Annotated in this window: 14 protein-coding genes; 11 read left to right on the top strand and 3 right to left on the bottom strand. The window is 66.6% G+C overall.

Features of this window, described 5'->3' with window-relative positions; all coding sequences use genetic code 11:
• The first annotated feature begins 2 nt into the window (after positions 1-2).
• From E0E39_RS10200 to E0E39_RS10190, 3 genes are all read left to right on the top strand, one after another.
• The gene (locus tag E0E39_RS10200; protein ID WP_130874640.1) at positions 3-1,370 is read left to right on the top strand and encodes a glutamate mutase L; all 1,368 of its coding nucleotides are present in this window, start codon (positions 3-5) and stop codon (positions 1,368-1,370) included.
• Positions 1,367-2,449, top strand: coding sequence for an alanine racemase (locus E0E39_RS10195; RefSeq protein ID WP_130874639.1), 1,083 nt, complete (start codon positions 1,367-1,369; stop codon positions 2,447-2,449). Before E0E39_RS10200 ends, E0E39_RS10195 begins: the two co-directional genes overlap by 4 nt.
• Positions 2,450-2,524: 75 nt before the next feature.
• Entirely contained in the window at positions 2,525-4,003 is a 1,479-nt protein-coding gene (locus E0E39_RS10190; RefSeq protein ID WP_245988274.1) for an amino acid permease, read from the top strand.
• A gap of 72 nt (positions 4,004-4,075) precedes the next feature.
• On the opposite strand, the gene E0E39_RS10185 is transcribed toward E0E39_RS10190, so the two are convergent.
• The 3 genes from E0E39_RS10185 to E0E39_RS10175 form a co-directional block, all read right to left on the bottom strand.
• Positions 4,076-5,455, bottom strand: coding sequence for a dihydrolipoyl dehydrogenase family protein (locus tag E0E39_RS10185; RefSeq protein ID WP_207302473.1), 1,380 nt, complete (start codon positions 5,453-5,455; stop codon positions 4,076-4,078).
• A 46-nt stretch (positions 5,456-5,501) separates the two neighbouring features.
• A complete protein-coding gene (locus E0E39_RS10180; protein ID WP_207302472.1) occupies positions 5,502-6,815 on the bottom strand; it encodes an MATE family efflux transporter in 1,314 nt (437 codons plus the stop codon).
• A gap of 182 nt (positions 6,816-6,997) precedes the next feature.
• Positions 6,998-10,594: an nSTAND1 domain-containing NTPase gene (locus E0E39_RS10175; protein ID WP_130874638.1), complete on the bottom strand. Its 3,597-nt coding sequence runs from the start codon at positions 10,592-10,594 to the stop codon at positions 6,998-7,000.
• 276 nt (positions 10,595-10,870) lie between these two features.
• Between E0E39_RS10175 and E0E39_RS10170 the strand changes: the two genes are divergently transcribed.
• Genes E0E39_RS10170 through E0E39_RS10135 form a run of 8 tightly spaced genes read left to right on the top strand, consistent with a single transcriptional unit; the run spans position 10,871 to position 26,564 of the window.
• A complete protein-coding gene (locus tag E0E39_RS10170) occupies positions 10,871-16,963 on the top strand; it encodes an Ig-like domain-containing protein (RefSeq protein ID WP_130874637.1) in 6,093 nt (2,030 codons plus the stop codon).
• A gap of 35 nt (positions 16,964-16,998) precedes the next feature.
• The gene (locus E0E39_RS10165) at positions 16,999-17,970 is read left to right on the top strand and encodes an AAA family ATPase (RefSeq protein ID WP_130874636.1); all 972 of its coding nucleotides are present in this window, start codon (positions 16,999-17,001) and stop codon (positions 17,968-17,970) included.
• A gap of 32 nt (positions 17,971-18,002) precedes the next feature.
• Complete coding sequence (locus E0E39_RS10160; RefSeq protein WP_130874635.1) at positions 18,003-19,196, top strand: DUF58 domain-containing protein; 1,194 nt, start codon at positions 18,003-18,005, stop codon at positions 19,194-19,196.
• Positions 19,193-21,523, top strand: coding sequence for a transglutaminase-like domain-containing protein (locus E0E39_RS10155; protein WP_165444732.1), 2,331 nt, complete (start codon positions 19,193-19,195; stop codon positions 21,521-21,523). Before E0E39_RS10160 ends, E0E39_RS10155 begins: the two co-directional genes overlap by 4 nt.
• 10 nt (positions 21,524-21,533) lie before the next feature.
• The gene (locus E0E39_RS10150) at positions 21,534-23,093 is read left to right on the top strand and encodes an FHA domain-containing protein (RefSeq protein ID WP_165444731.1); all 1,560 of its coding nucleotides are present in this window, start codon (positions 21,534-21,536) and stop codon (positions 23,091-23,093) included.
• Positions 23,090-23,896, top strand: coding sequence for a PP2C family protein-serine/threonine phosphatase (locus E0E39_RS10145; protein ID WP_130874632.1), 807 nt, complete (start codon positions 23,090-23,092; stop codon positions 23,894-23,896). The genes E0E39_RS10150 and E0E39_RS10145 overlap by 4 nt, the downstream gene beginning before the upstream one ends.
• Positions 23,896-24,969, top strand: coding sequence for an FHA domain-containing protein (locus tag E0E39_RS10140; protein ID WP_130874631.1), 1,074 nt, complete (start codon positions 23,896-23,898; stop codon positions 24,967-24,969). The genes E0E39_RS10145 and E0E39_RS10140 overlap by 1 nt, the downstream gene beginning before the upstream one ends.
• Complete coding sequence (locus E0E39_RS10135) at positions 24,969-26,564, top strand: serine/threonine protein kinase (protein ID WP_130874630.1); 1,596 nt, start codon at positions 24,969-24,971, stop codon at positions 26,562-26,564. Before E0E39_RS10140 ends, E0E39_RS10135 begins: the two co-directional genes overlap by 1 nt.
• Positions 26,565-26,596 lie beyond the last annotated feature (32 nt).

Raw genomic sequence — 26,596 nt, 5'->3', positions numbered from 1 at the left:
CGATGCGGGTCGTCACCACCCTTGAGATCGGGTCCACCATCACGAAGGCGAACGCCTTCTCGCTGGAGGACGGAAGGTTCCGGCACATCGGCCAGGGGTTCGCCCCGACCTCCGTCGCCCAGGGGGACGTGAAGATCGGCGTCGACGCGGCGATCGACGAGATGCGGAAAACCTCCGGCATCGAGATCGACAAGACGCAGGTCTTCGTCAACAGCTCCGCCGCTGGCGGGCTGAAGATGAGCGTCCACGGACTCACCCAGGGGATGACGGCCCGCGCCGCCCGGGAAGCGGCCCTCGGCGCGGGGGCGATCGTCGGACTGACCACGGTCGGGGCGATCGACTCCTGGGACGTGGAGGATCTCGTCGAGGCGAACCCCAACATCGTCCTGCTCGCCGGGGGAGTGGACTACGGCGAGAAACGGATCGTGGTGGACAACGCCCGGATGATCGCGGAGTCCGGTTTGAGGGCACCGGTGATCTACGCCGGGAACATCGCGGTGCGGCGCCGGGTGCAGGACGTCTTCGCCCGCAACGACGTGGAGTTGATGTGCGCCGACAACGTCTTCCCCGACGTGGACGTGCTCCAGATCGAACCGGTGCGCACACTGATCCACGAGGTCTTCAACCAGCACATCGTCAAGGCACCGGGGATGGCCAGGCTGACGGAGCTCTCCGGATTCGAGATCCTGCCCACCCCCGGTGCGGTGCTGCTGGCCGCCGAGATCTTCGCGGACGCCCTCGGCGACGCCCTGGTGATCGACGTCGGCGGCGCGACCACCGACATCCACAGCGTCACCGACGGCTCGGCTGAGTGGACCAGTCACAGCATCGACCCCGAACCCCGGGCCAAGCGCACCGTCGAGGGTGACCTCGGCGTCTTCGTGAACGCCCGCCAGGTGGCGGCGATGTCGGGGGAAACCGGTGACGAGGAGCGGCTCGAATACCTGCGGGCCATTCCCTCCGACGAGAAGGAGGAGGACGTCACCCGCTGGCTGGCCGCCCGCGCCGTCGAGGTCGGGATCCGCAGGCACGTCGGATCCGTCAGCGATCTGTTCACCCCGACGGGCAAGAAACAGATCGTCCGCGGCAAGGACCTGACCGCGATCCGGTGGATCATCGGCACCGGGGGTGCGTTGACCAGGATTCCCGGCGGGGACGAGATCCTCGGGCGGATCCGCCTCGGCGCGGGCGCCCGGCTGCTGCCACCACCCGAGGCGCGCATCCTGATCGACCGCGACTACCGGTTCTCCGCGTTGGGAACCTTGGCGCAGGTCTACCACGAGGAGGTCGCCGCGACCTTCCGGGACTGGGTGGCCGACGAGGTGGGGGAACTTCCCGAACCAATCGAAGACGAAACCCCGGAAGGATGAACGTGGAAACCCCGAGACTGGAGATCCACATCGACCGGATCGCCCACAACGCCTCCGCGGTGATCTCCCAGTGCGGTGCGCAGGGGATCCGGGTGGCGGCGGTCACCAAGGTCATGCAGGCCCATCCCGCGCTGTTGCGGGCGCTGGAGGGGTCGGGTTGTGTGATGCTGGCCGATTCGCGGATCGACAACCTGAAACGGATAGCGGAGGCGGGTCTGGACCTGCCGACCATGCTGCTGCGGGCCCCGACCCCCGGCAACGCACCGGAGGCCGTGCGCTGGGCCGATCACACCCTCATCTCCTCGTATCAGACCGCGGAGGCGCTCTCGAACGCCGCTGGGATGGCCGGGGTGCGCCACAAGGTCGTGATGATGGTCGATGTCGGTGACCTGCGGGAGGGCGTGTGGCCGGACCGGGCCGTCGAGGAGGTGAGCCGGATCGCCCGGCTGCCCCACCTCGAGGTGGCGGGCCTGGGAACCAACCTCGCCTGTTTCGGAGGGGTGATTCCCACCCGCGAGAAGATGGAGATGCTCGTCACCCTCAGGGACGAGTGCCGCAGCGCCACCGGGCATCCGCTGGAACTGGTCTCCGGCGGGAACAGCGCGAATCTTCCGTTGCTGGCCAGCGGGGAGATGCCTGCAGGCATCAACAACCTGCGCATCGGCGAGGCGATCGTCCTGGGTCGCAACGTCCTGGATCGTTCACCCTGGCCCGGGACCCGGCAGGATACGGTGGAACTGGTCGGTGGGATCATTGAGCTGCAACGCAAACCGTCGGTTCCGATCGGCCGGACCGGGCAGGATGCCTTCGGCAACACCACGCACTTCACCGACCGGGGGCTGAGACTGCGCGCCATCTGCGACCTCGGCCGCCAGGACGCCGCCCCGGACGCCATCGAGCCGGTTGACCCGGGAATCGAGGTGCTGGGCGCCAGCAGCGACCATCTGATCGTCGACGTCACCGACGCCGAAACCCCGGTGAGGGTGGGTTCCGAGATCAGGTTCCTGCCCAGCTACGGGGGGTTGTTGTCCGCCAGCACCTCCCCTCACGTCCGGAAAGTGGCCACCGGAAGACCGTGAACAACATCACCCGCCCGGGGTCGGTTCTGCCCGGGCGGGTGACGAGACCTCAACACAGAACGAAGGAGTTCCCAGATGAGTAACCCCCCGAATGATGCGCCCAATGACGTGGTGGTCGAGGGCGATGTCAACGAGGACGGTCAGGGGCTGCAGCGCGGCCTGAGCAACCGTCACCTGCAGCTGATGGCCCTGGGTGGCGCCATCGGCACCGGCATGTTCATGGGGTCCAGCAACACCATCAACCAGGCGGGCCCCTCCAGCATGCTGGTCTACGCCGTTGTCGGGTTCTTCCTGTACTTCATGATGCGGGCCATGGGCGAGATGCTCCTGTCGAACCTGAAGTACAAGTCCTTCCGCGACATAGCCGAGGACGTGCTCGGACCGGCGGGCGGGTTCATCGCGGGCTGGACCTACTGGTTCGCCTGGATCGTGGCGGCCATGGGCGACCTGGCCGCCATCACCGGATACGCCAGGTTCTGGTGGCCGGAAGTGCCGAAGTGGCTGCCCGCCGCGGTGCTGGCGCTGCTGCTGTTCGTCCTGAACGTGGTGGCGGTCAAGTACTTCGGCGAGGCGGAGTTCTGGTTCGCCCTGATCAAGCTGGTGGCGGTCGGTGCGCTCATCATCGTCGCCGCCAGCCTGCTCTTCTCCGGATTCGTCTCGGAAGCGGGACATCGCGCAACCGTCGAGAACCTGTGGAACGACGGCGGCTTCTTCCCGAACGGCTTCCCCGGGTTCCTCGCCGGTTTCCAGATCGCCTTCTTTGCCTTCGTCGGCCTCGAGGTGGTCGGCACCGCGGCGGCCGAGACCCACAACCCCGAGCGCAACCTGCCCAAGGCCATCAACGCCATTCCCGTGCGGCTCGCCCTGTTCTACGTGCTGGCCCTGGCCGCCATCTGCGTGGTCATCCCGTGGCGCGCGGTCGTCCCGGGCGAGAGCCCCTTCACCGCCATGTTCCAGCTGAGTGGTTTCGGGGCGGCCGCCTCGGTGATGAACTTCGTGTTGTTGACCGCTGCGGCCTCCTCCGACAACTCGGGGCTCTACTCCACATCCCGAATGATGTACGGGTTGGCCGAGGACGGCCAGGCCCCGCGAATCTTCGGCAAACTGTCGCGGCGCAACGTTCCCCAGAACGCCCTCATCTGCTCCTGCCTGCTGCTGTTGTGCGGTATCGGTTTCCTCTACGCCTCCGAGACCATCAACCAGGCGTTCGTTCTGGTCACCTCGATCACCTCGGTGCTGTTCCTGTTCATCTGGGCGCTCATCGTGGTGTGCTACCTCGTCTACCGGAAGAAGCACCCCGAGCTGCACGCCAAGTCCACCTACAAGATGCCCGGCGGTGTCTTCACGGCCTGGATGGTGCTCGTCTTCTTCGCGGTCAGCCTGGTCATCCTGTGCCTTGAGGAGGAGACCCTGCGGGCGGTCCTCGTGACGCCGATCTGGTTCGTCATCATCATCCCTTGCTATTTCTTGCGAGATTTCTTCCGCTACTTCTTCGGGGAATTCTTGCCCACATTCTTCCGAAAGGCGGTCCAGCTGTTCCGCATCCAGCGCTAGAAATCCTTCCAAGGCAAAGGTGTATGCGGGGGCAGACATGTCAAGTCATGTTTGCCCCCGCTTTTTCTCGAGTCAGGGTGTGTGCAGCTCGCCCAGGACCTCGTTGAGGGCCTCGGTGGTGGAGGGGTGGGTCCAGATGCCGTCGCGCAGCGCGGTCGCGGTGATTCTGCTGCGCATGGCCAGGGCGACCAGGTTGATCACCTCCTGGGCGTCGACACTGAAGATCGTGGCCCCGAGCACCTCGCCGGTTTCCGGGTCGGCCAGCACCTTGATCAGGCCGTGGGTCTCGCCCAGGGTCTTCGGACGCGGCATCGCCGCGATTTTCGCGACCGGCTTCGAGGCAACCAGATAGGACACCCCCCGCTCGGTGGCCTCGCGTTCGCTGAGTCCGACCTGCGCCAACGGGGGAGTGATGAAGGTGGTCGTCGGGATCGCCCTGCGGTCCGCCCGGGAGCGTGTCGAATCCCCGGCGAGCTGATCCTTCACGATCCGGTAGTCGTCGAGGGAGACGTAGGTGAACTGCGGACCCCCGTTGACGTCACCCACCGCCCACACGCCCTCGGCGCTGGTTCGGAGGTGATCGTCGACGACGATGAAACCGCGGTCGTCGGTGGCGATCCCGGCGGCGGGCAGGTCCAGGGCCGTGGTCTCGGGTTTGCGTCCGACCGCCACCAGCACCGCGTCCGTGTCGAAGGACCCGGCCCTGGAGATCACCCGTCTGCCGTCCTCCTCGATCGCCGAGACGGGGGCGTTCGTGACGATCTCCACGCCGCGGTCGGCGAGGGTGGTCACCACCGCCTCGCGCACGTCGTCGTCGAGGCGGGGCAGGAAAACGGGGCCGCGTTCCAGGATCCGCACCGCCGAACCGAAGGCAGCGAACATGCTGGCGAACTCCAAACCGATGAACCCGCCCCCGATGATCGTCAGGGTCCCGGGAACCCTTCCACCGGCGATGTGCTGGATGGTGGTGGAGTCGTGGACGAACTTCCCGTCGACGCCCGGGATCTCGGGCACCAGCGGTGAGGTACCGGTGTTGACGACCACGGCCCCTGCGGTGATGTCGAGGGTCTCCTCCCCGGCCTTGACCCGGATCCTGCGGGGGCCGGTGAACCGGGCCTCACCGCGCACGAGGGTGACGTTCTCCAGGCCGGAGAGCATCGCCTCGTTGGCGGCGCGGAGCCTGTCGATCAGCGAGTCCCGGGATGCGATGGCCTGCTTCAGGTAATCGTCCGGGTCCCGGTCGCCGCGGCGCTCCGCGAGATTGACGAGGGTCTTGGTCGGGACGCAGGCCACGTTGATGCAGGTGCCGCCGATCATGGTGTCGTCGCGTTCCACCAGCACCACGCGCCTGCCGGAGGACGCGAGGTCACGGGCCAGGGTCTTGCCGGCCTTGCCCCAGCCGATCACCAGGAGATCGGCCTCCAGACCGGGAGACTTGGTTGAATCTTCCATACGGACACTGTATCCATACGGACACTGTATGAGGTTCCCCCGGGGCTCAGCCGGTGACGAGCCAGGCATCCGAGCGTTCCCGCCACCACAGGGTGACGGCCCGGGTCCCCATGAAACCGATGGTGAACGCCAGCCACAACCAGACCAGGCCCGGAAGGCCCCCCCGGGCCAGCCATGTCACGGCCAGCGCCAGCGGCGCGTACACGGCCAGGGTGATCAGGCTGGCGCGGGCCAGGTAGGGGCCGTCCCCGGCGCCGATCAGGACCCCGTCGAACAGGGTCACCCAGGACGCGATCACCAGCGTGCCACCGATCACCACCAGTACCGCCGCCACCGCGTCACGCACTTCACGGTCCGGGGTGAACAGCGACGCCAGGGGATGCCTGACGAGCAGGGTCACGATCCCGAGCAGAAGACCGGCGCAGAGCGACCAACCGGTCATGCGGCGCGACAGCGCCCGGGCCTCGCCGGGCCTGGAGGCCCCGAGGGCCTGCCCGATGAGGGTTTGCCCGGCGATCGCCAGGGCGTCCAGCACGTACTGCAGGAAACTCCAGACCGTGAACCCGACCTGGTGCGCAGCCAGGGCCACGGCACCCGAACGGGCCGCCGCCCAGGTGGTCAGCAGCAGGGCGGCGCGCAACGCCAGGGTGCGGATCAGCAGCGGAACACCGACCACCAGGCCGGTCCGCATCCCCGCCGGCCGGGGACCTCGCCGCGCCCCCACCCTGGCCGCACCGCGGGCCACGATCCCTGCTGCCGTCAATCCCATGAGCGTTTCGGCGAACGCGGTGGCGGCCCCCGAACCCGCGATCCCCGTGCCGAGACCGAGGACCAGCACGATGTCCCCGGCCAGGTTCAGGACGGCGGCGCCGATCGCCAGGACCATGGGGGTGCGGCCATCCGCCATCCCCCGTAGCGTTCCCGTCGCCGCCAGCACCAGGAACATGCCGGGCAGGCCCGGCAGCGACCAGCGGAGGTAGGCCACGGCCTCTTCGTGGACCACGCCCTCGGCCCCGAGCCAGGCGGCCAGCTGCGGCGCGAACCCCCAGGAGATCGCGCCGACCACCGCGCCGAGGAGCAGAGCCAGCCACATGGCCTGGATGCCGGATTCCGCCGCGTCCTTCTCCCGGCCCGCTCCCATCAGGCGAGCCACGGTGGCGGTGGAACCGTAGGCGAGGAACACGAACATCCCGGCCAGCGCCAGGGTCAGTGTGGAACCCACCCCCAGCCCGGCCAGGGGGTCCGTGCCCAGCTGCCCGACGATCGCGGTGTCGGCCATGACGAACAGGGGCTGGGCCACCAGCGCCGCGAAAGCGGGTAGGGCCAACTCAAGGATCCGGCGGTTCAGGGAATGCGACACCCGGTGATCCTAGATGAGTGAATCCGGGGGCATTGGTGGCCGTGGGCAGTGTCACGGAAACCGTTTCAGGAGCGGGCTGGGTGCGGAACAGAGACTGCCGTCATGGCGGTTCTCGTGAGCTGGCGTGCATCGTCGGCGACGTGCCGCCACGACCCCTTGGTGTCATGGGTGATCCCTCGGGTTCAGGAGCAGCCGTTCATGAAGGGAACCCCGGGCGCCAGCTGGGTCCATTCCCGGCTGGTGAGGGGAGTCCCCAGGCGGGAACACAGATCGGCGGCCGCCGCCGTGGCATTGCCCGGCCAGGTCACGGCCGTGTTGTCGGAGAGGGCCAGCAGCAGCTGATCATCGGCCAGGTCGGCTCCCGCGATCGAGGCCGTGGGATGCTTGATGCGCAGGCTCAGCGCAGGGGTTTCCTCCGCGCCGTCCCAGACCCACAGGTCCCCCTCGATGCTCGTGGCCAGCAGGTGTTTCCCGTCCAGGCTGAATCGCAGCCGCTCCAGGGAGGCGTGGGCGTCGAGGACCCGGGCCGTGGCATGCGGTTTGGCAGGGTCACTCAGGTCAATGATCGAGACCCCACCGTTCAACGCTCCCACCGCCAGAAGACCGGAAGGGGAGAAGTCGAAGGCGCTGGGAACCACCTGGTCGGGGAGTCCCGCCTCCGCCAGGAGTTCCGGGCCGGAATCGGTGACGGCCGCCACCACGTAGCCCGTGCCATCGGCGCTCATCGCGGCCGCGAGCGTGCCATCGGAATTGAAGGCCAGCCCGCCCGGCCAGGCGTGGAGGGTGCCGGTGAGTTCCCAACCCGTGCTGCTTCGCCGGTAGATGTCATAGCCGGCCTGGCTCCTGTGCCCGATGGCCAAACGCCTGCCATCGGGGGAGAGCACCAGGTCCACCACCGTGGTGGTTTCGTCGATGACCTGTTCCGTTTCGTATCCGTTGCCCGTGAACCGGAGCAGCACCACCCTCCCGTCGCGCGATTGCGTCGCCAGGGTGCTGCCCGTGACATCGGAGGTCACGTGGGGCAGGTAGTCACTGCCGTCGGGACCGGCCGGCACCGCCAGCTCCGGGGATCCCGGGGCGGTGGCGTCCAGGACACGCGGTCCGGCGGCGGTCGTGATGATGGTTTTCCCGCCCATTCGCCTGATGTCGTGGATCTTGACGCCGTTCGTGCGCAGCAGCGTGGGCAGTGGTGGCCACAGGGCGAGGGTTCCTTCCGTGGTTCCGGTCAGGATTCCGGCGGAACTCCGGGAGATGCTCGTCACGACGCTGCGGAGGGGGCGGCGTTCGGTGATCTCGCCCGTTTTGTCAGCGATCACGAGCTCGCCCTGGGAGCCACCCAGTGCCACGCGGTCGCCCAGGTGTTTGACCGCGTGCACGCCCGATTTCATGAGGAACTCGTGGCTGGTGTGCAGTGTGATGCCGGAGACCTCGAGCAGCAGGGCCTTCGATGCACTGCTGCCCGCCAGGATCTCCGTGCCGTCCTCCGAGACGTCCAGGGACATCACCTGACCGGGCACCTGGAGATCCGGCAGGGCGGTTCCCGCTGAGTCGAACAGGGCGAGCCTGTTGCGGGAGGCGCTCGCCACGACGAGATCGGGTGTCGCGGTGAGCGCCGTCACCGCGACATCCTCGCCGGTTCGCAGCGGGGCGCGCACCTCGGGGTGTTCCGGGTCCGCGAGGTCGATGCGCTGCACCTCGCCGTGGAGATTCCCGATCAGGGCAACCGTTCCCTGCCAGGCGGCGCTGTAGGAGGAGACCCCCGCGACCGCCCACTCACCCAGCTTGCGGGCGGAGGTTGTCAGGTCCCAGACCGATGCCGTCCTCTGCCCCGCGACGATCACGAGGTACCGCCCGTCGCGCAGAACCGGTTGCACCGCGAACAACTGTCCGCCATCGGTCTCGACGAGCTCGGGTTCCGATTTCAGGTTCCCGTCGCGCCATACGGTGAGGTGGCCCTGGCTGTCACCCCGCAGAACGATGTCGTTTCCCGGTGCGACGGCCACCACGGTGTTTCCCGCGATGCCGTTGACCCGCAGTGAGGACATCCCCCCGGCGGACTCGATGACGGTGGAGCGGGTGTGGGGATTGTCCTCCAAGCGGTGTGCCGCGACGGCGAGCTGTGCGGCCTCGTTCGGGTCCGTGTTGCGGATCTGGTCCGAGACCAGGGCCAACTGCTGGGACCGCGCGGCGCGGGTCGCGGTGTTGGCCTGCTGGGTCAGGACAGCGGACTGGATACCCAGGAAGGCGGCCACGACCGCCAGGACAACGGCGACCGCCGCGATCCCCAACGCCGTGCGTCGTTGCCTGCGGGTGTGTTTCAGGCGGTTCTCCTGTTCCTCCTCGTGAGTGCGGCCCAGGGCCAGCGATGCATCGATGAACTCGTGTTCGTTCTTCGAGAGCACGGGGGCGTCCTCGGCCCTCGCCCAGGACTGCCACATCTCCGCCTCCACGGGCATCAGCCCCTCCGGTGCCCGACCACCCTCGTCCCAGAGTTTCGTCGCCATGTGAATGCGCCGCCCCACCAGCAGCGTCGCCTCCTCCTGCTCCACCCAGCCGCGCAGTCGGTGCCAGTGGGTCGGGAGGGCTTCGTGGGTGATGGTCAGATGTTCCTCGCTTCGGGTCAGGATGCGGGATGCGATGAACGCCTCCGCCACCGGAACCATCCGCGACGACAACGAGTCGAAGGGGATCGAGCGCCGGAGAAGCCGGTTCGCGTCCACGATCACCAGTGACAGCATCAGGCGTCTGACCAACGGGCGGTCCTGCGCAGGCAGGGCCTGCCAGACTGCCTCGGCCTCGTCGTTCAACGAGGTCCACAGGCCACCCGAGGTCAGGTAGTCGGAGGTGGTGAGGGTTTCCCCCGGGGCGGCGTTCCAACAGCGTTTCAAGGTGTTCGACAGCAACGGCAGCACGATTCCCGGATCGGGATAACCGTACTGGTGCAGGTCGCGGATCAGCACATGGGTCAACTCGGCGGAGACCGCGCGCCCGTGGTGACGGGCCGGGACCTCGATGATCTGCCGGTACTCGGCGGTGGTGAGGGGACCGACGAGGACGGGGGAGGCCAGGAACGGGGCGAGGCGTTCCTGGCGCAGCACGGTCCCCACTGCATTCGCGTTCAAACCGATCACGCAGGTCACCTGATCGGGCAGGTGATACAAAGCGGTGACGATTTTCTCGACCTCTGTCGTTGTGCATCGCAGCAGCTCCTCGAACTGGTCGATGACCAGCAGGGTCGCATCCCGGGGAGCCTTCCAACCGAGCACGTCACGTATCGTCAACTGGACGGGTGACAGATGCGACAGCGGGCCGTCCGGTGCGGTACCGCGTCCGATGAGCCCTGCGGCCAGGAGAGAAGACTTTCCCGTTCCTGGTGCCCCGGTGACCGTCACGATCCGTGGTGGGCGGGCCCGGGAGCATGCCTCCAGCAGCTCTTCCAGGGCGCGCCCCCGCCCGGTGAAGATGCCGGCCTCCGCGGTGGTGTAGGGGCGCAGCCCCACGTACGGGGGGGCGTCGACGATGCTGGAGCGACGCATCCGGTTCAGCGCATCCACCCAGGCCGTCTCGTCGTGCACCGTGACGAGTTGCAGGGCGCGCAACAGGGTCATGAACTGTGGCATCAGAGAGGGGGTCGGTAGGTGTCTTCCCTCGAGCCATCCCTGAGCGGTCGATGCGGGCACATCGGCTATCGCCGCAGCACGTCGGATGGACAACCCCGCCCTGCTTCGTGCAGCCGCCATCTGCTGGGTCAGGGCGCCGCGGCTGAGGGGAGGGAGCATGTGGACTACCCTAAAGGGTGTCATCTAAAAGGAGGACCGCCTGCACGGATCGCCCTCCCCGGGTGAACTGATTTACATCTGAAACAGAAAAGCAAACGAGCCTGACTAGGCGTTATGTCTGAGGGAGCTAGTCTCGTACGGGTCCGTACACCCCGTTGTTTGGGGACGGGCCCGGGCGACCCTTTAATGTTCCACTCAGTCCGGGCGCCTGCCGGAAGGTTAACGGGAGCGCCTGGACCGACCACCCGGCCGGCGAGAAAGTAGGGAGAAGAACGCATGGCTCTGGTCACGCGCAAGCGTGTTGAGACCACACTGGTTGGTCTTGTCGTGCTCTCTCTCGGGATTCTCGCCCTGATCCACCGAGGAGTACCCGCAGCCGATGTCGAGCTGAATGACGGTGGCGTCTGGGTGACCAACCAGACCAAGCGACTCGTGGGGCACCTCAACCATGAGTCCCAGACCATCGACGGCGCGCTCCGTCCCCCCAGCAGCTCCTTCGACGTCACCCAGTCCGCAGGCAATGTCGTGGTGCGGGGCTCCGACACCGTGCACCCTGTGGACGTGGCCTCACTCACTTTTCTCGGCGAGGCAGGAGTGGCCGGGGTGCTGACGGCCCATGGCGGCAACGAGGTGCTCTTCGCGGACCGGGGCGAGGGGCGGGTGTGGGCCACCGACACCCGGGGAGCGGCCAGTTTCAGCCTCACGTCCGAGCCGCTCCTCAACGGGCTGGACACCCCCAGGGTCGCGGTTGGCACGGACGGAACCGGGTACGTGATGACCGCGGACGGGCAGCTCTACACCATCACCGGTGCGGGGACCGAGGCCGTTGTCAAGGAGCAGGGCCGCAAACTGGAGGGAAGACTCTCGGACTCGGCCCAGCTGACGGTGGTGGGGGACAGGGTCGTGGTGCTGGACGGCACCACCTTGACCGTTGACGGGCGTTCCGTGACGGAGGAAGCACTCACGAGCGGAGTTCTGCAGCAACCCTCGGGGCCCTCCGGAACGGTCGTCGTCGCCACACCCTCGGAGCTGCTCAGGGTGGAGATGTCTTCAGGCAGGGTAACTCGGGAGAGCATCCCGAGCGGCAAACCGACCGCACCGGTGCAGCTGGAGGGCTGCACCTATGCGCTGTGGGCGGAATCGGGCTACTACGTTCGCGACTGCGGGGGTGATCAGTACGAACGTGCCCAGTATCCTGCGCTGGCCAGCGCCAAGCAACCTGTTTTCCGCACCAACAGGAAGGTGATCGTCATCAACGACGAGGTCACCGGCGATGTTTTCCTACCCTTGAAACAGATGGTGAAGGTGGACAACTGGGAACAGGCCGAGTCCCAGCTGGTCGACGACAAGCGGGAAAAGGAAACCGAGGATACCGAGAAGTCCCAGAACCGTGAGTTCTCCGAGGAACAGCATCCACCGCAGGCCGTGGACGATGAATTGGGGGCACGGCCGGGAACCGCGACGGTGCTTCCCGTTCTGAGCAACGACATCGACCTCGACGGTGACGTGTTGACCGCGATAATCCAGAAAGTCCCCGATGGCATCAAGGTTTCACAGGCCAAGGAGGGCCGTGCGCTGCGCATCGAGGTTCCTGCGGACGCGAAGGGGCCGATCACGTTCACCTATCAGGCCTTTGACGGGGTGGACGTCTCGAATGTGGCGACCGTCACGGTCAACCTTCGTGCGGAGAACGAGAACTCCGCACCCCACAAGATCCGCGACAGTCAGGTCAACCTGAGCGAACGGGCATCCGCCGGGTATTCGGTGCTCGCGGACTGGGTGGACCCGGACGGTGATCCCATCTACCTCCAACAGGCCGCCGCCGAGGACGACAGCCTCGAGATGACGTGGCGTCCCGATGGCTACGTCTCGGTGAAGGACCTCGGGAAGGGAGGGCCCGGGCGGCGCTCGGTGAGCCTGACGGTCTCCGACGGCAGGGATGCGGCCTCCGGGGAGCTGGCCGTGCAGGTCTCACCGGGGTCCACCAACTCCCCGCCCGTGGCCAACAACGACCATTACGTCGCGACGGTCGGCCACGCGATCACACTCGACCCCCGCAGCAACGACACGGATCCTGACTCCGACGACCTGAAGCTCGTGGAGGTCTCCACCGCACCCGAAGGGGTGGAGCTCAAACCCGACTACCAGGCGGGTACCATCCGCTTCACGGCGTCGAAGGCGGGCAACTACACGCTGGTCTACGGGATCACGGATGGCCCCAACAACGCGAAGGGTCGCATTCGGGTCGACGTGATCGACCCGAACTCCTCGGGGCTCCAGCCGGTTCCCGAGAACGACCTGGGGCTGCTGCCGGCAAACGGCTCGCTGACCATTAATGCGCTCGACAACGACTTCGACCCGGCGGGTGGGGTGTTGGCAATCCAAGAAGTGTCCCAGACCGGTGCACCCGGGCTGAACATCGAGGTGGTCAGGCACTCGCTGCTGAGGATCACCGCCCCGGCCGGAATCGACTCCCCGCAGAGCTTCACCTACACCGTCAGCAACGGGCACGCCTCGGCGACGGCGAAGGTGCTGGTGATCCCGAAAGAACCTCCTTCCACGGTGCAGTCCCCCGTGGTCATGCCGGACAACTCAGTGGTGCGGGTCAGGGACCTGGTGACCGTGCCGGTGCTGAGCAACGATCACTCCCCGGCGGATCTCGACCTCTCGCTGTCGCCGGATTTTGACGTGCGCTCCGATCGGGAACTGGGTGAATTCTTCGTCTCGAACGGGATGGTCCGGTTCCGGGCCGGTGGCCAGGCAGGTACGGCGGAGGCCATCTACACCGTCCGGGATTCACAGGGAAACCCGGCATCGACGACGGTGACCATCAACATCCGAGCCGAGGACGAGCACAACGAGCAACCGGCCCCCAAACAGATCGATTCCCGGACCTTCGCAGGGTCCTCCGTGCGGATACCGGTGCCGTTGGACGGCATAGACCCTGACGGCGACTCGGTCACCCTGGGGGGGCTCGGGAACCAGGTGCCGAAACTCGGCGCCGTGAAAATCGAGGGAAACTTTCTCGTCTATGACGCATCGAAGGGGGGCGCCGGCACCGACACGTTCACCTACCGTGTGATCGACCGTTTCGGCGCAGAGGGGGAGGGCGTGGTCCGCGTCGGCGTGGTGCCGCCGCCCGAAGCCAATCAGGCCCCTGTAGCGGTGGCTGATGAGGTCGCGGCCAGGCCATCAACCAGGTTGGAGATCCCCGCCCTCGCCAATGACATCGACCCCGACGGGGATCAGCTGCAGCTGGTGAAGGGATCCGCCACCCCGACCGATGACAGCTGGGATCCGCAGGCGCAGACCCGGGGGCAGAGGGTCGTCGTGGTGACTCCTGCCCAGGAAGGGACCTATCACCTGTACTACACGATCACGGACGGCGGCGGGGTCTCGGACAGGGGGGTCATCACGGTTCGGGTCTCCTCGGACGTTCCACCGAAGGTGCCCGTCGCCAACGACGACGTGGTCCCCACCGCTGCGATCGTGGGGGCGGAGCAGGTCGAGGTTCCCGTGCTGGAGAACGACTCCGACCCGGACGGCGTCGTCTCCGAGTTGAAGGTCACCGCCGAGTCCCCGGCCACGGTCGAGGGCGGGACGGTCACGGTGCCCCTCGCCGATGATCGGCAGATCGTGCTCTACACCGTCACCGACCCCGACGGGCTGTCCTCGCGGGCCGCCGTCGTGGTGCCCGGACGCCAGACCATTCCACCCGCGATCAACACGGGTAGGGGGCAGGCCCGCGTCAAGGCCGGCGAGCCCCTGACGGTGCGGTTCGCCGACTGGGTTGTCACCAGACCCGGGCGTACGGCGCGCCTGACCAGCGTCGACTCGGTGGTGGCGGGATCGGGGGGGAGCCTCGACGTGGGCAACAACGGCGTTCGGGTGATCGACGACCAGACCATCGAATTCACCCCCGACAAGAAATTCTCGGGGCAGACCACGGTTTCCTTCGAGGTCACCGACGGATCGTCCATGGACGATCCGACCGCGCTCAAGAGCAAACTCAGCCTCAGCGTCATCGTCGAGGGCGATGGACAGCAACCTCCCCAGTTGAGACCCACGCAGCTGAAGGTCGCTCCCGATGAGGCACCTCAACAGGTCTCGTTGAGCGCCATGGTCTCGGACCCGAATCCGGGCGACAACGACATCATGGCCTATTCCCTGGTGAGCACCGATGGCCCGGTGCAGGCCGGTGTCTCCGGGCAGGAACTCAGCGTTTCCGTGCCCAAGGGAACCCCGGTCGGGTCCACGGGTTCCGTGATCGTCCAGGTTCACGACGGCTCCACTGCACCGGTCAACATGACCATCCCGGTCACCGTGATCGCATCCACCCGGCCTCCCATGACGATCTCGGAGATCGTCGAACGCGACGGTCGGGTCGGCAACACTGCCTCCTTCGACCTGGCCAGGTGGGTCACGAATCCGTTCGCGGACACGGGAGGGGAGATCTCCCTGGTCGGCAGTCCGCAGGTTCGCGGATCGGCCACGGTCACCAACGAGGGCAACGTCATCAAGGTCACCCCCACGGATTCCGGGACCGGCGCCGACACCGTTGATGACGTCCTCGTCACCTTCCGGGTCGCCGACGCCACGAAGGATCCCTCCAGGGAACGCACGGGAGTGATCCGCGTCATCGTGAAGGACGTTCCCCGGGCGCCCACGGCGGTGACGGCCCAGTACGCGGGATCCCAGACCGCCCGTGTCTCGTGGACACACAGCGGCTGGCGTGGTGCCACCCCGAAGGGGTTCACCGTCTTCTGGCAGGGGGGCAGCAGGAGCTGCGGCCTCCAGACCACCTGCGACATCCCGGGATTGGCGAACAGCGGTCGTTACACCTTCACCGTCAAGGCGGAGGTGGCCGAGGGCGATCTGAATTCCCGCAGTCCGCACTCCGAACCGAGCAACGAGATCCTGGTGGACGCGCTACCTTCGAAGCCGTCCGCTCCCACTGCGGTCTTCGGAGATCAGCAGATCGCCCTGGCCTGGGAGCCTGCAACGGTTCCGGGAGGTGGTTCACCGGTGACGCGGTACACCGTCACGATGTATCCGGGTGGCCAGAAACAGGAGACCACCGCCACGAGCCTCACGTGGACCGGCCTGACGAACGGGCAGGCCTACACCTTCACCGTGACGGCCCACAACCGGTTGACCGACGAGAACAGCCAGCTCGCCCCACCGACCAGCGACGAGTCGCGACCCGAGACCCCGGCCGGTGCGCCGTCGAACCAAGGGGCTCCCACCGTGACCATGGACAGCAGCTCGAGCTCGGTGAAACCCAGGGCGAACATCAAGTGGTCCCAGCCCGGCAACCCGAACGGGGACTCGAACTTCCGTTACGTGGTGACCGACGCGAACGGGAAGGAGGTGTGTCCGGAACAGCAGGACACCAGCTGCACCACCCCGATGGATCCCTCCACCGAGACCATCACCTTCTCCGTTCGTTCCACCAACAAGTCCGGCAAATGGTCGGATTCATCACCGTCATCGAACGCCGTGCGTGCTTTCCAGCCGCCGGGAGCGCCGACCGGATTCTCGCTGAAACCGACCGGAAAGGGTTCGGAGGTCGAATTCAGTTTCGGGGCTGCCTCCGGGACCGGTATCAAGGCGGATGAGATCACCTACCGGTGGAGCGCCGGCGGTCACTCCGGAACGGTGAAACCCGGCACGACGCTGGTCAGCAGCCCCGCCTTCCAGCTGGGACAGGCAGTGACCGTGCGGCTCGTCGCCGTTGCGAACGTGCTGGGGCAGACCTCCGAGGGCGAGGCGGCGACCGCAACCGTGACCGCCTACGGGCCACCCCAGGCGCCCGTCGTGAGCAGCGAGGCCGGGGTGGATCACGTCACTCTCCGTTGGCAGGTGCCGGGCACCAGCAATGGTGCACGGGTCAAGCAGGTCGAGCTCACGAGCACGGTGAAGGCAGAAGGGAAGAACCCTGACACCCAGACGTGGACGACGACTGATCTCTCCGGCTCCGTGGACAAGGGAGATGACCGCAAGCAGAATGTCTGCGTGAAGGCCAGGACACAGAATGAGTACGGTGACTGGAGTGACTACTCCGCTGAGTCCTGCGCATCGACCTGGGGTGACACGAAGGCGACCCTTTCCAGGGGCGATTCGGCCGAGTGCCCGGACGAACGCGGACGGGGATGCAGCGCCTTCAAGGTGACCCTGCAGAACTGGGAGCCGGGGGAGAGCGCCAAGTGCGAGCTGCCCAACCCCGTCGATGAGGAAGACGTGGCCAAGGTGAAAGTGGGGCCGGTCGACGCCAGCGGCAACGCGAGCAGACAGTCCACGGACTGGGTGTTCCCTGCGAACTACAACGTTCCCCCGAACGGATTTGACATCACTGCGCGGTGCAGGTGAATGTCCCGACCGAAAACAAAGGTGATTGACCCAAGATGACCATGAATCCGGAACAGGCCGCATTCTTCGCGGACACCTTCGCGCGGCTGACCGACAACGTCGGGCATGCGCTGCTCGGCAAGGCCCCGGTGATTCGCCTTGCACTGACATGCATGCTTGCAGAGGGACATCTGCTTCTCGAGGATGCGCCGGGGACCGGAAAAACCGCTCTCGCAAGGGCAATTGCAGCTTCTGTCCATGGCAGCCACAACCGGATCCAGTTCACCCCGGACCTGCTGCCCTCCGACATCACGGGCATCACCATGTACGACCAGGCGACCTCACGATGGACCTTCCATCACGGCCCCGTCTTCAGCTCGATCGTGCTGGCCGACGAGATCAACCGTGCATCGCCGAAAACCCAGTCGGCGTTGCTCGAGGTGATGGAGGAGGCGCAGGTCACTGTGGACGGTCAGCGCTATCCCACGGAGCGGCCGTTCATGGTCATCGCAACCCAGAACCCCGTCGAACAGGCCGGCACCTACCGGCTGCCCGAGGCTCAGCTTGACCGCTTCCTCATGAAGACGTCGGTGGGATATCCCGACACGGAGGCGGCGATTCACGTGCTCGCGGGCTCCTCCCAGCCGGACCGCTCCAAGCGGCTCAACCCCGTGCTCGCCCAACAGGCCGTGGCCGAGATGATCGAGTCCGTCAAGGACAACTACGTGGACAACTCGGTGTTGCACTACGCCCAGCGACTGGTGGAGGCCACGCGGGACGACGAGGACACATCGATGGGCGTCTCCACCCGTGGTGCTATCGCCATGGTCCGGGCGGCCCGGGTGTGGGCGGCCGCCCACGGGCGCAACTACGTCCTGCCCGATGACGTCAAGGAACTGGCGGCACCGGTGTGGACACATCGGCTGATCATGTCGCCCGAAGCGGAGTTCGCCGGCGTGAGGCCGACCGACGTGATCGCCCGGGTGCTCGCCTCCGTGGAAGCCCCCACGAACCGGATGAACGCCTGAACGCCGTGCCAGCGCCCGCCGTTGCAGCAGCCGTGTCGAAGAAGCCCGGCCCGATCCGGGTTCTGCGGCGCATCTCTCGTTCCCGTCCTGTCGCGTCCGTCACCGCGCTCGGCTGGTCCCTGCTCATCGGGATCGTGGTGACGGGGATCCCGGGGTGGTGGCTCGGGTGGTTGGAGTTCAGGGCCCTGTGCGTGATGTGTGTCGTGGTGATGTTCGTCGCGGTCCTGTCCGTGCTGGGAAAACAGGAACACGAGGTGCTGTTCGAGCTCCAGCGCCCAAGGGTCCAGGTGGGTGACGAGGCCAGGGGGAATGTGCAGGTCCGTTCGGCTCCGGGCAGGTCGTCCGGTTCTGCAACTCTCGAGTTTCCGGTGAACGGGGAGGTCGCGTCCTTCCGGGTGCCGCCGCTCGGTCCCGGGCAGGTGCACGAGGAACCCTTTTCGATTCCAGCGCGACGTCGTGGGGTGATCTCGTTGGGGCCGGTGCGATCCGCCATGACGGATCCGCTTGCGGTGGTGAGCCGCAAGAAAACCCTGTCGGACGTGAGCGAGTTGTTCGTTCATCCGCGTGTGCTGTCGTTGGAGGCCGGGGCAATCGGTTTCCTGCGGGACATCGAGGGGGTTGCGACTCAGAACCTCTCCTCCTCGGACGTCTCCTTCCACGCCCTGCGGGAATACGTTCCGGGCGATGACCGGCGCTCCGTTCACTGGCGTACGACGGCCCGGACCGGGAAACTGATGGTTCGGCAGTTCGAGGAGACCATGCGGGCCCACCTGCTCATCCTGCTGTCCACCCTCGCCGGCGACTACGCGTCCTCGGAAGATTTCGAGCTGGCCGTTTCCGTCGCAGGTTCCCTGGGGGTCTCCGCACTGCGGGAGGAGAGACAGGTCACCGTCTGCACATCGACGGGGGAGCTCCCTTTCCCGAACGCGATGGGTCTGTTGGATCGGCTCTCCGGGGTGGAGCTGGGGGACAGAGGCCACGAACTTCGTGAGCTGGTGGTCAAGCACGGTTCCATGCCGGGAGTATCAGTGACCGCGTTCGTCACGGGAAATCCCAGTCCGGCGGCGCTGCGCTCGGCGCAGCTCGCTCTGCCGCCGGGAGTGTTCCCGTTCGCCATCAGATGTTTGGACGGCGAGGGCCTGGCCAGGCGCAGGGTCGGGGACCTGGTGGTCATGGACATCGCGGAGCTGGACGAGTTGCGTCCGGCGGTCGGGGGCCTGGCATGAGAAGCGAGAATGTCTTTTCGCTGCCCCGGGTCGTGGGGGCATGGCTGCTGCTGCTTCCGGGGGTCGTGGCCTTCCAACCGGTCTTCGGGGGGATATCCGGCTATCTGCCTGCATTGGTCGGGATCACGGCTGGCGCCCTCATCCCCTTGCTGGCTGCCCGGTTTCGCTGGAGCGCAGCGTTGTGGCTCGCTGCGATCCTCGCGGCCTACCTGCTGCTGGGGGGACCATTTGCGCTCCCGGAAACGATGATCAACGGTTTCGTTCCCAGCCTCACCACCATCGCCCGGTTGATGCAGCTCACCTACCAGGGGTGGTACGACATCCTGACGGTGGCCACACCCGCGGGTGACCTGTCCGGTCCGCAAGCAGCCCCTCTGCTGGGTGGGATCCTGTTCTCGGCCGCGCTGGTCGGAATCGTCAGGTTCACGCGAACCGTGGTGTGGCCGATGCCGTTGACCACGGCATGGCTGGCGCTGGGGATCGCTTTCGGCATCCGGCAGACACCGACGGTTCTGTGGCTGGGGGCGGCGCTGGGCGCCGGACTGCTCGTCTGGGCCACGGCCCACCGGATCAGCCGGACGGGTGCGGCGAACGCGGAGTTTCTCGTGCGTCAGCCCCGTGGACTGTCCCGACGCACGTGGCAGGGGCTCTCGGCGATGATGGTGATCACGCTCGCGGCCGGGGCGGCACTCGGGGTGAATGCACTCACCTCCACCGGTGCCCACCGCCAGGTGCTGCGCGACCACGTCGTCCCGCCCCTGAATCTTCAGGAATATCCGAGCCCGCTCACCAGGTACCGGTTGTATGAACTCAACCAGAAGGACGATGTGTTGTTCCAGGTTTCCGGGATGCCCGCGGGGGGGAGGCTCCGGCTCGCCGTGATGGATGAATGGAACGGTGTGGTTTTCAACGTCTCCCAGAACGCCGGGGAATACCTCCGGGTGGGGAGGGAGCTGCCCTGGCAGCCGGAGGTCGCCACCCAGGCCTCGGAGATCACCGCACAGGTCTATGACGACGTCTGGGTGCCGAGTTTCGGGGAACCGGCGCGCATCGAGTTCGAGGGGGAACAATCCGGTAGGCAGGCACGTGGACTGCATTTCAACCGCAACACCAAACAGGCGCTCACCACGGCCCGGATCGGTGACGGCAGCATGCTACGGGTCACGGACGTGGTGCTCCTCCCGCTCAGCGACTCCCAGCGGGAGGGGCTCAGGGGAGCCCGCGGCGGTGCGGCACCCCTGGCGCGGGTGGACAGGGTGCCAGAGGTGCTCGTCAAGAACGCCACGGAATGGACCCAGGGGGCCGCCAGCCACTACGAAGAACTGTCGATGATCGAGCAGAAGCTTCGGACGGAGGGTTTCTACTCGGACGGTTCCGACAACCGCTCCAGGGCCGGGCACACCGCGGAACGGTTGGCATACATGTTCAACCAGGAGCAGTGGGTTGGTGATGATGAGCAGTACGCCGCGGCCATGGCCCTGATGGCGACGCAACTCGGCATCCCGGTCCGGGTGGTGATGGGGTTCTACCCTGCCGGCGACGCCGAGGTTGGACATGGCTGGCAGGTGCGCGGAACCGAGGCCCATGTGTGGGTCGAGGCTTTTCTGGAAGGGGCCGGCTGGGTCAATTTCGATCCCACCCCGGACCGGAACCGGTTGCCGAGTTCCGAGAATCCCCAACCCAAGCCCAAACCGAAGCCCCGCGTTGATCCACCACCGACTCCCCCTGAACGTGCCGAGGACGAGACCGTCGTCGTCGATCAGCAGGAGGTGGAGTTCGACGACCCCAGGGAACAGGCCCCGGACTGGGTGCAGGTCGTCATCATGATCGCCATCGGTGCTGGAGGGATCCTGCTCGTGCTGTCCCCACTGATCGTCATCGCTCTCATCAAGGGACGGCGGGCCTTCACGCGGCGCAGAAGGGGGGAGATCGCCGACCAGGTGGCCGGTGCTTGGGACGAGGTGGTGGACCGTGCCAGGGACCTGGGTTTCGCCGTGGCCACGAACCACACACGCAGGGAATCCGCCGACAGTCTTCAGGAGAACTACCCGAGCCTGTCGATCAGATCCATGGCGGATCAGGTGGACGCATCCGTCTTCGGGCCGGAGGAGCCGGGAGCGGATGTGCGCGAATCGGTCTGGGAGCGAAGCGGAGAGCTCAAGAGTTCACTTCTGGCCACGAAGCCTTGGTACGCTCGGCCCGCCGCTTTTTTCTCCCTCAGGTCGCTTCGGCGGGTGAAGGTGGAAACAGAGCAGCGTTCCCGGAAGCCGCAGCCCCATGACGGCGGTGGGAGGAACGAGGGTTCCAGCCGGGAGCCGACGACATGAGGAGTGAATGATGCCTGGACAGTTCGGCGGCGAGAAGGCCACGCCTGTCGGCGTCGGCCGCAGGGTGACCGGGCACTTGCTGTGGATGGTGGGGCTGCTGGTCCCGTCCCTGCTCACGGCGAGTGGGGCTTTCCTCGGCTCCGAGGGGATGGCGCCGATCCTGAGCCTGATCGGGATGATCCTGGGAGGGGTTGTTCTTCTCTGCGGTATCCTGGCTGCGCTCCTGGGGTCCACAACCCTCGGAGGTGTGTTTCTCGGATACCGCTTCGTCAACAGCCACACCAACCAACCGATGGGGGCGGTGACGTTGGCGAAGGTCCTGACCCAGGTGGTTTTCGAGTGCGTCACCCTGCTGTTGGGAACGATCTCCTACTTCGTCACCTACAGGGACGGTCAGCACTGGCTGGATCGAGCTTTCAAACTGGTTGCGGTCGAGCGGAAGGCGGCCGAACCGGATACCGGGGAGGCCACCACGCCGGGCGCGCCCGTGACCCAGCAGCCCGCGGACGCGTACGCGATGTCCCAGTTCGGCGCGCCGCCCCAGAAAATGACGCCTGAATCTGCTTTCGCACCTCCCGCTTACGGTGGTTCCGCTTCTCGCTCGACAACTCCCAGACAGCCGATGAAAATGCCACAACCCGTCGTGGCCGGTGCGGTGGGCGCCGGGGACGAGCGGGCCTCCGGACCTGCGGTTCAGCGGCTCTCGGGGTATTCCGCCCCGGAGGCGCCCGGAGCTGGGATCCAGCCCACCGGGGTCCCCGTGTACCCGCCAACCGCAGACCCGGTTCCCTCCGAGCCCGAGGGATCCTCCCCGGACCAGGCGTCCGTCGTTTCGGCGCCCTCCCCGGTTCCCCGAGGCGACATCGGTTGGCCGGTGCCCGCCCCTGCGCACGGGATGCCCGCAGAGGCCTCGTCCGGTCAATCGGACCCGAGTGTCGAGCCCGTTCCGACGCGCGCTGCCGAGCCGGTTCATCCTACGAGTCCGTTCGCTCCGCCACCCTTCCCGTCGCCATCACCGTTCCCTCCCCCCTCGCCGATGAGCCCGTCACGGGTTTCGGTGTTCCAGCCCCCGGCCGGCTCCTGGGCGGCGACCTCGGCCTCCCCGGTGTTCCCCCCCGTTTCACCGGCCCGCGCCATCATGGCCAGCCCGGTCGAGCCGCCGACCGTGGAACCGGTCCCGGCCGCCCGTGCCGCGAGGACGCCGTCCCTGGTGCAGGACAAGACGATCGCCGACGACGAACCGGAGGCGATTCCCGAGGTGGTTCTGGATGATGGTCTACGGATCAAGGTTGACGGTCCTCTGGTGCTGGGACGCAATCCGCTCGCTCCTGACACCTATCCGGATGCCCGGTCGGTGAGGGTCACCGACGAAACCATGAGACTTTCCAAGACCCACATGGTGCTGCGGCCCGTTGGGGGGCAGGTCCAGGTGATCGACGTCGGGGCCACCAACGGCGTCTACATCGAGGCGGACCGGGAACGCACCAGGATTCCCACCCATGCGCCATGGCCTCTCTCGGCGGGTGACATGGTGCACTTCGGAGGACGCACGCTGAAGCTGGTGTCATGACAGGGCCCCGGATGACGCTGCGGTTCGCCGCCGCGACTCATCCGGGGCTGGCACGTCCCACCAACGAGGACACCGTCCTGGCCGCACATCCCGTTTTCGTGGTCGCCGACGGAATGGGAGGACATGCGGGCGGTGAGTTCGCCTCCCGCGCAGTGGTTTCGGCTTTTCGGGAACTCGTGGGGAGGCCATGGGCCACGGGACACGAGATCGCGGCGGCTGTGCAACGGGCCGCGGACCGGGTGGAGTACCTGGGATGTGGGGACCGTGCCCCCGGATCAACCTTGGCCGGGGCCGCTTCGACACAACGGGCCGGTGTTCCCTGCTGGCTCCTGTTCAACATCGGTGACTCCCGCATATATCTCATGCGATCCGGACAGCTGCGCCGGATCAGCGTGGACCATTCGGTGAGGACCCGCTTCGCGGGACCGGGTGTTCGAGGCGGCCTGACCCGGGCTTTCGGGGCCGGACTCGAGCGCCCCGTCGCTGACCAGTGGGTGACGCCCGCGCACGTCGGGGACAGGATCCTGGTGTGCTCCGATGGCCTGAGTGACGAGGTCACGGGAGAACGTGTGGAAGATGTTCTGCGTGAGGAGAGCGATCCGCAGGAGGCCGTACGGCGTCTTGTGGGGGAGGCCCTGGCCGAGGGCGGACGGGACAACGTGTCGGTGGTCGTGGTGGACTGTCTCGAGACGGTGGTTACCGAGATTGACGAACTGGATGACGTCGTGTCGCTTGACGAGGGGGAGGAGGAAACAGTCTCATGGATTCACGAGGACACCATTCCTGATCCGGAGGGCAATTGATGGCGTTCGAAGGTGTGCTGCGATGGAGTGAGGGGCGGTGGATCGCTGTCGCCTGGCAGGAAGGATTCGCGCTGCTCTCACCCGACGTGGGACTGCCTGTTGCGGAACTGCTGTTCTCCAGGTTGCGGGAGAAGTCAGAGCTCGGCATGTTCGTCAGGACCCTTTCCGAGGGCACGGGGGCGGGACTCCTGAAGTTGCCGCCCTTCGCCGTCGCCATCTCCGATGGCGAGCGATGGCATCTGGCGGTGCGGGGGGATCTGACCCTGAAGGTCGTGAGTCCCGCCGGTAGTGAACCACTCCGCGGTGAGGGGGTTGCGACCTGGGCGGAGCGGGTTGTCTCCGATGTGACGGCGTTGCACCTGGGACGGATCGCCGAGATGTCGAGCCCCTTGGTGGGGGGTGTCGTACAGGCCGAAGGAGTGGGATTCGGAGACCTACCGAAGGGATACCGGGCCGACGCCGACGATGAACCGGGCGGGTTCACATCCGTGGAGGATCAGCTGGTGGACGAGCAGGACGCACCGGCGCCCAGACACGGTCCCGCGATCCCCAGCGATGAGGAGCTGTTGATGGGGGACACACTCTCCGACATCTCGGAGGTCAGCAGACCTCGCCGTCCCGAACTCGCCGAGGTGGTCGCCCGATTCTGCACGATTGGGCACCCGAACCCGCCGGAGAGGTCCCGGTGTTTCGTGTGCGATCAACCGGTACAGGGGGAAGCACGCAACACCGAGCGTCCTCAGCTCGGTTGGTTGAAGGTGCCGCACATCGACCCGATCCCGCTGCTCGAGTCGATGATCATAGGGCGACATCCCAGAGCCGATGCGCTCACCCTGCCGGAACCCCCGAAACTGCTCGCCCTGCAGTACCGGCACGTTTCCAGTAGTCACCTGGCGATCCTGCTGGACGGGTGGCGTGTCCTGGCGTTGGATCTGGCAAGCCGGAACGGTACCTGTGTACGACGCAGGGCCAAACCACCCGTGCGCTTGCCCCAAAGGCCCATTACCCTGCTGCCTGGAGACGTGATCGACATGGGTCACGACCTGCTTCTACATCTTGATCGGATTCCTTGATGGCACAGCGAACGACTCCTCCCGAGATACCGGGATTCACCTTCATCGAGTGGCTCGGTGGCGGTGGCTTCGCTGACGTCTTTCGCTACCGCGATTCACTGGGGCGTGGAGTGGCTGTGAAGGTGCTGCACCAAACCGTGAACGAGGCCACGTTCAACGCCTTCGCCGCGGAGGCGGTGCTGATGGCCCGGTTGTCGGGGCACCCGAACATCGTCACCATTCACAGCTCCGGACTGTCGGCCGACGGTCGGCCCTTCCTCGTGATGGAGGAATGCTCGACGGCTCACCTGGGGGTCAGGGTGGCGAACCGGGTTCTCGCCACCACCCTGGCCATGGAGTACACGGTGCAGCTCGCAGGAGCCGTCGAGACCGTGCACCGGCAGGACATCCTCCATCGCGACATCAAACCCGCCAACATCCTCTTCACAGGTTTCCAGCGTCCGGCCCTGACCGATTTCGGGATCTCCGCATCCCACGACTTCTCCGCGGCGGCGAATGCCCTGAGTCCGCTGTGGGCCCCCTCCGAGATGCATCCGGATTCGCCGTTGGAGGCAGGGCCGTGGAGCGATGTCTTCTCGCTGGCCGCCACCACGTGGGCGATGCTGGTGGGGCGCAGCCCGCTCGCGGTGCCGGGCGGCGACAACGAACGTCACGCCCTTCGTGAAAGGGCCCGTTCCTTCGTGGCTCCCCGAACCGGTCGTCCCGATGTGCCCGAGATGTTGGAGCAGGTGCTGGGAACCGCGATGGCCGCGCACCCGGCGCGGCGGTACAGCTCGGCGCTGGAGTTCGCGCGTGCGATCCAGGCCGTTCAGGCCTCCATGGGGGTGCCCGTGACACCGGTGGACGTTCTGACCGAGTCCGAGGACCACACCGCCTACGGTACCGAGCACAGGGAACCGGGAAGCATCGATTCCGGCTGGATGTTGGGGGACTCCGGGTCGATGTTGACGGCGGGCTACACGATGGGGATGTCGTCGCTGACGGGTGGCTACACCTTCCACGACACCATGAGTCCCGCCTTCGACCCGACTCCACCAGGGGTGTCGACGGGAGCGCCGGGGCCCGGTGTGCTGCTGCGTGGACACGGCTTCGCCCAGGCAGGGCTTCGGCACGTCGAGGGGCTTCCCGTGCCCGAGCCGGTGAGCCCGGACGTGGACAGGACGGAGGAGGCCGAGAAGGCACGTAGGAAGAAGAAGAGGAAGCGCAGGCAGCTCACGCTGCTGTTGACGGGGATCGTGACGATCGCAACCGTGATGACTCTCGGGGTTCTGTGGTTCAACGGCGTGATCGGGCCCGGCGCCCAGGAACCCACGGGGACCAACGAGCGGGGGACCAGGACGGTTCCGGCCGTGGTCGACGCATCCGGGAAGGTGACCGGTCAGGAGATCAGGTTCACCTGGACCAATCCTGACCCACAGCCTGCCGACTCCTACCTGGTGGAGGTGGTGGGAGCGCCCGAGTCCGAGGCCCGCCACAGTGTCGATGAGCCCAGCATCGTCCTTCCGATGAAGGGGGAGCAGACCTGCGTGAAGATCGTGCTGCGGCGCGCCAAGGGGCAGGTCTCGGAACCGGTGCAGACCTGTGTCCGCTCCTGAGCGTCGGGCGATGTGGCCGGGCTTCCTGGGAT

The organism is [Pseudopropionibacterium] massiliense, assembly GCF_900607225.1.
In the GTDB taxonomy this organism is placed as follows: Bacteria; Actinomycetota; Actinomycetes; order Propionibacteriales; family Propionibacteriaceae; genus Arachnia; species Arachnia massiliensis.
The sequence above is the reverse complement of the archived record's forward strand: the minus strand, read 5'-3'. Positions and strand labels throughout refer to the sequence as shown.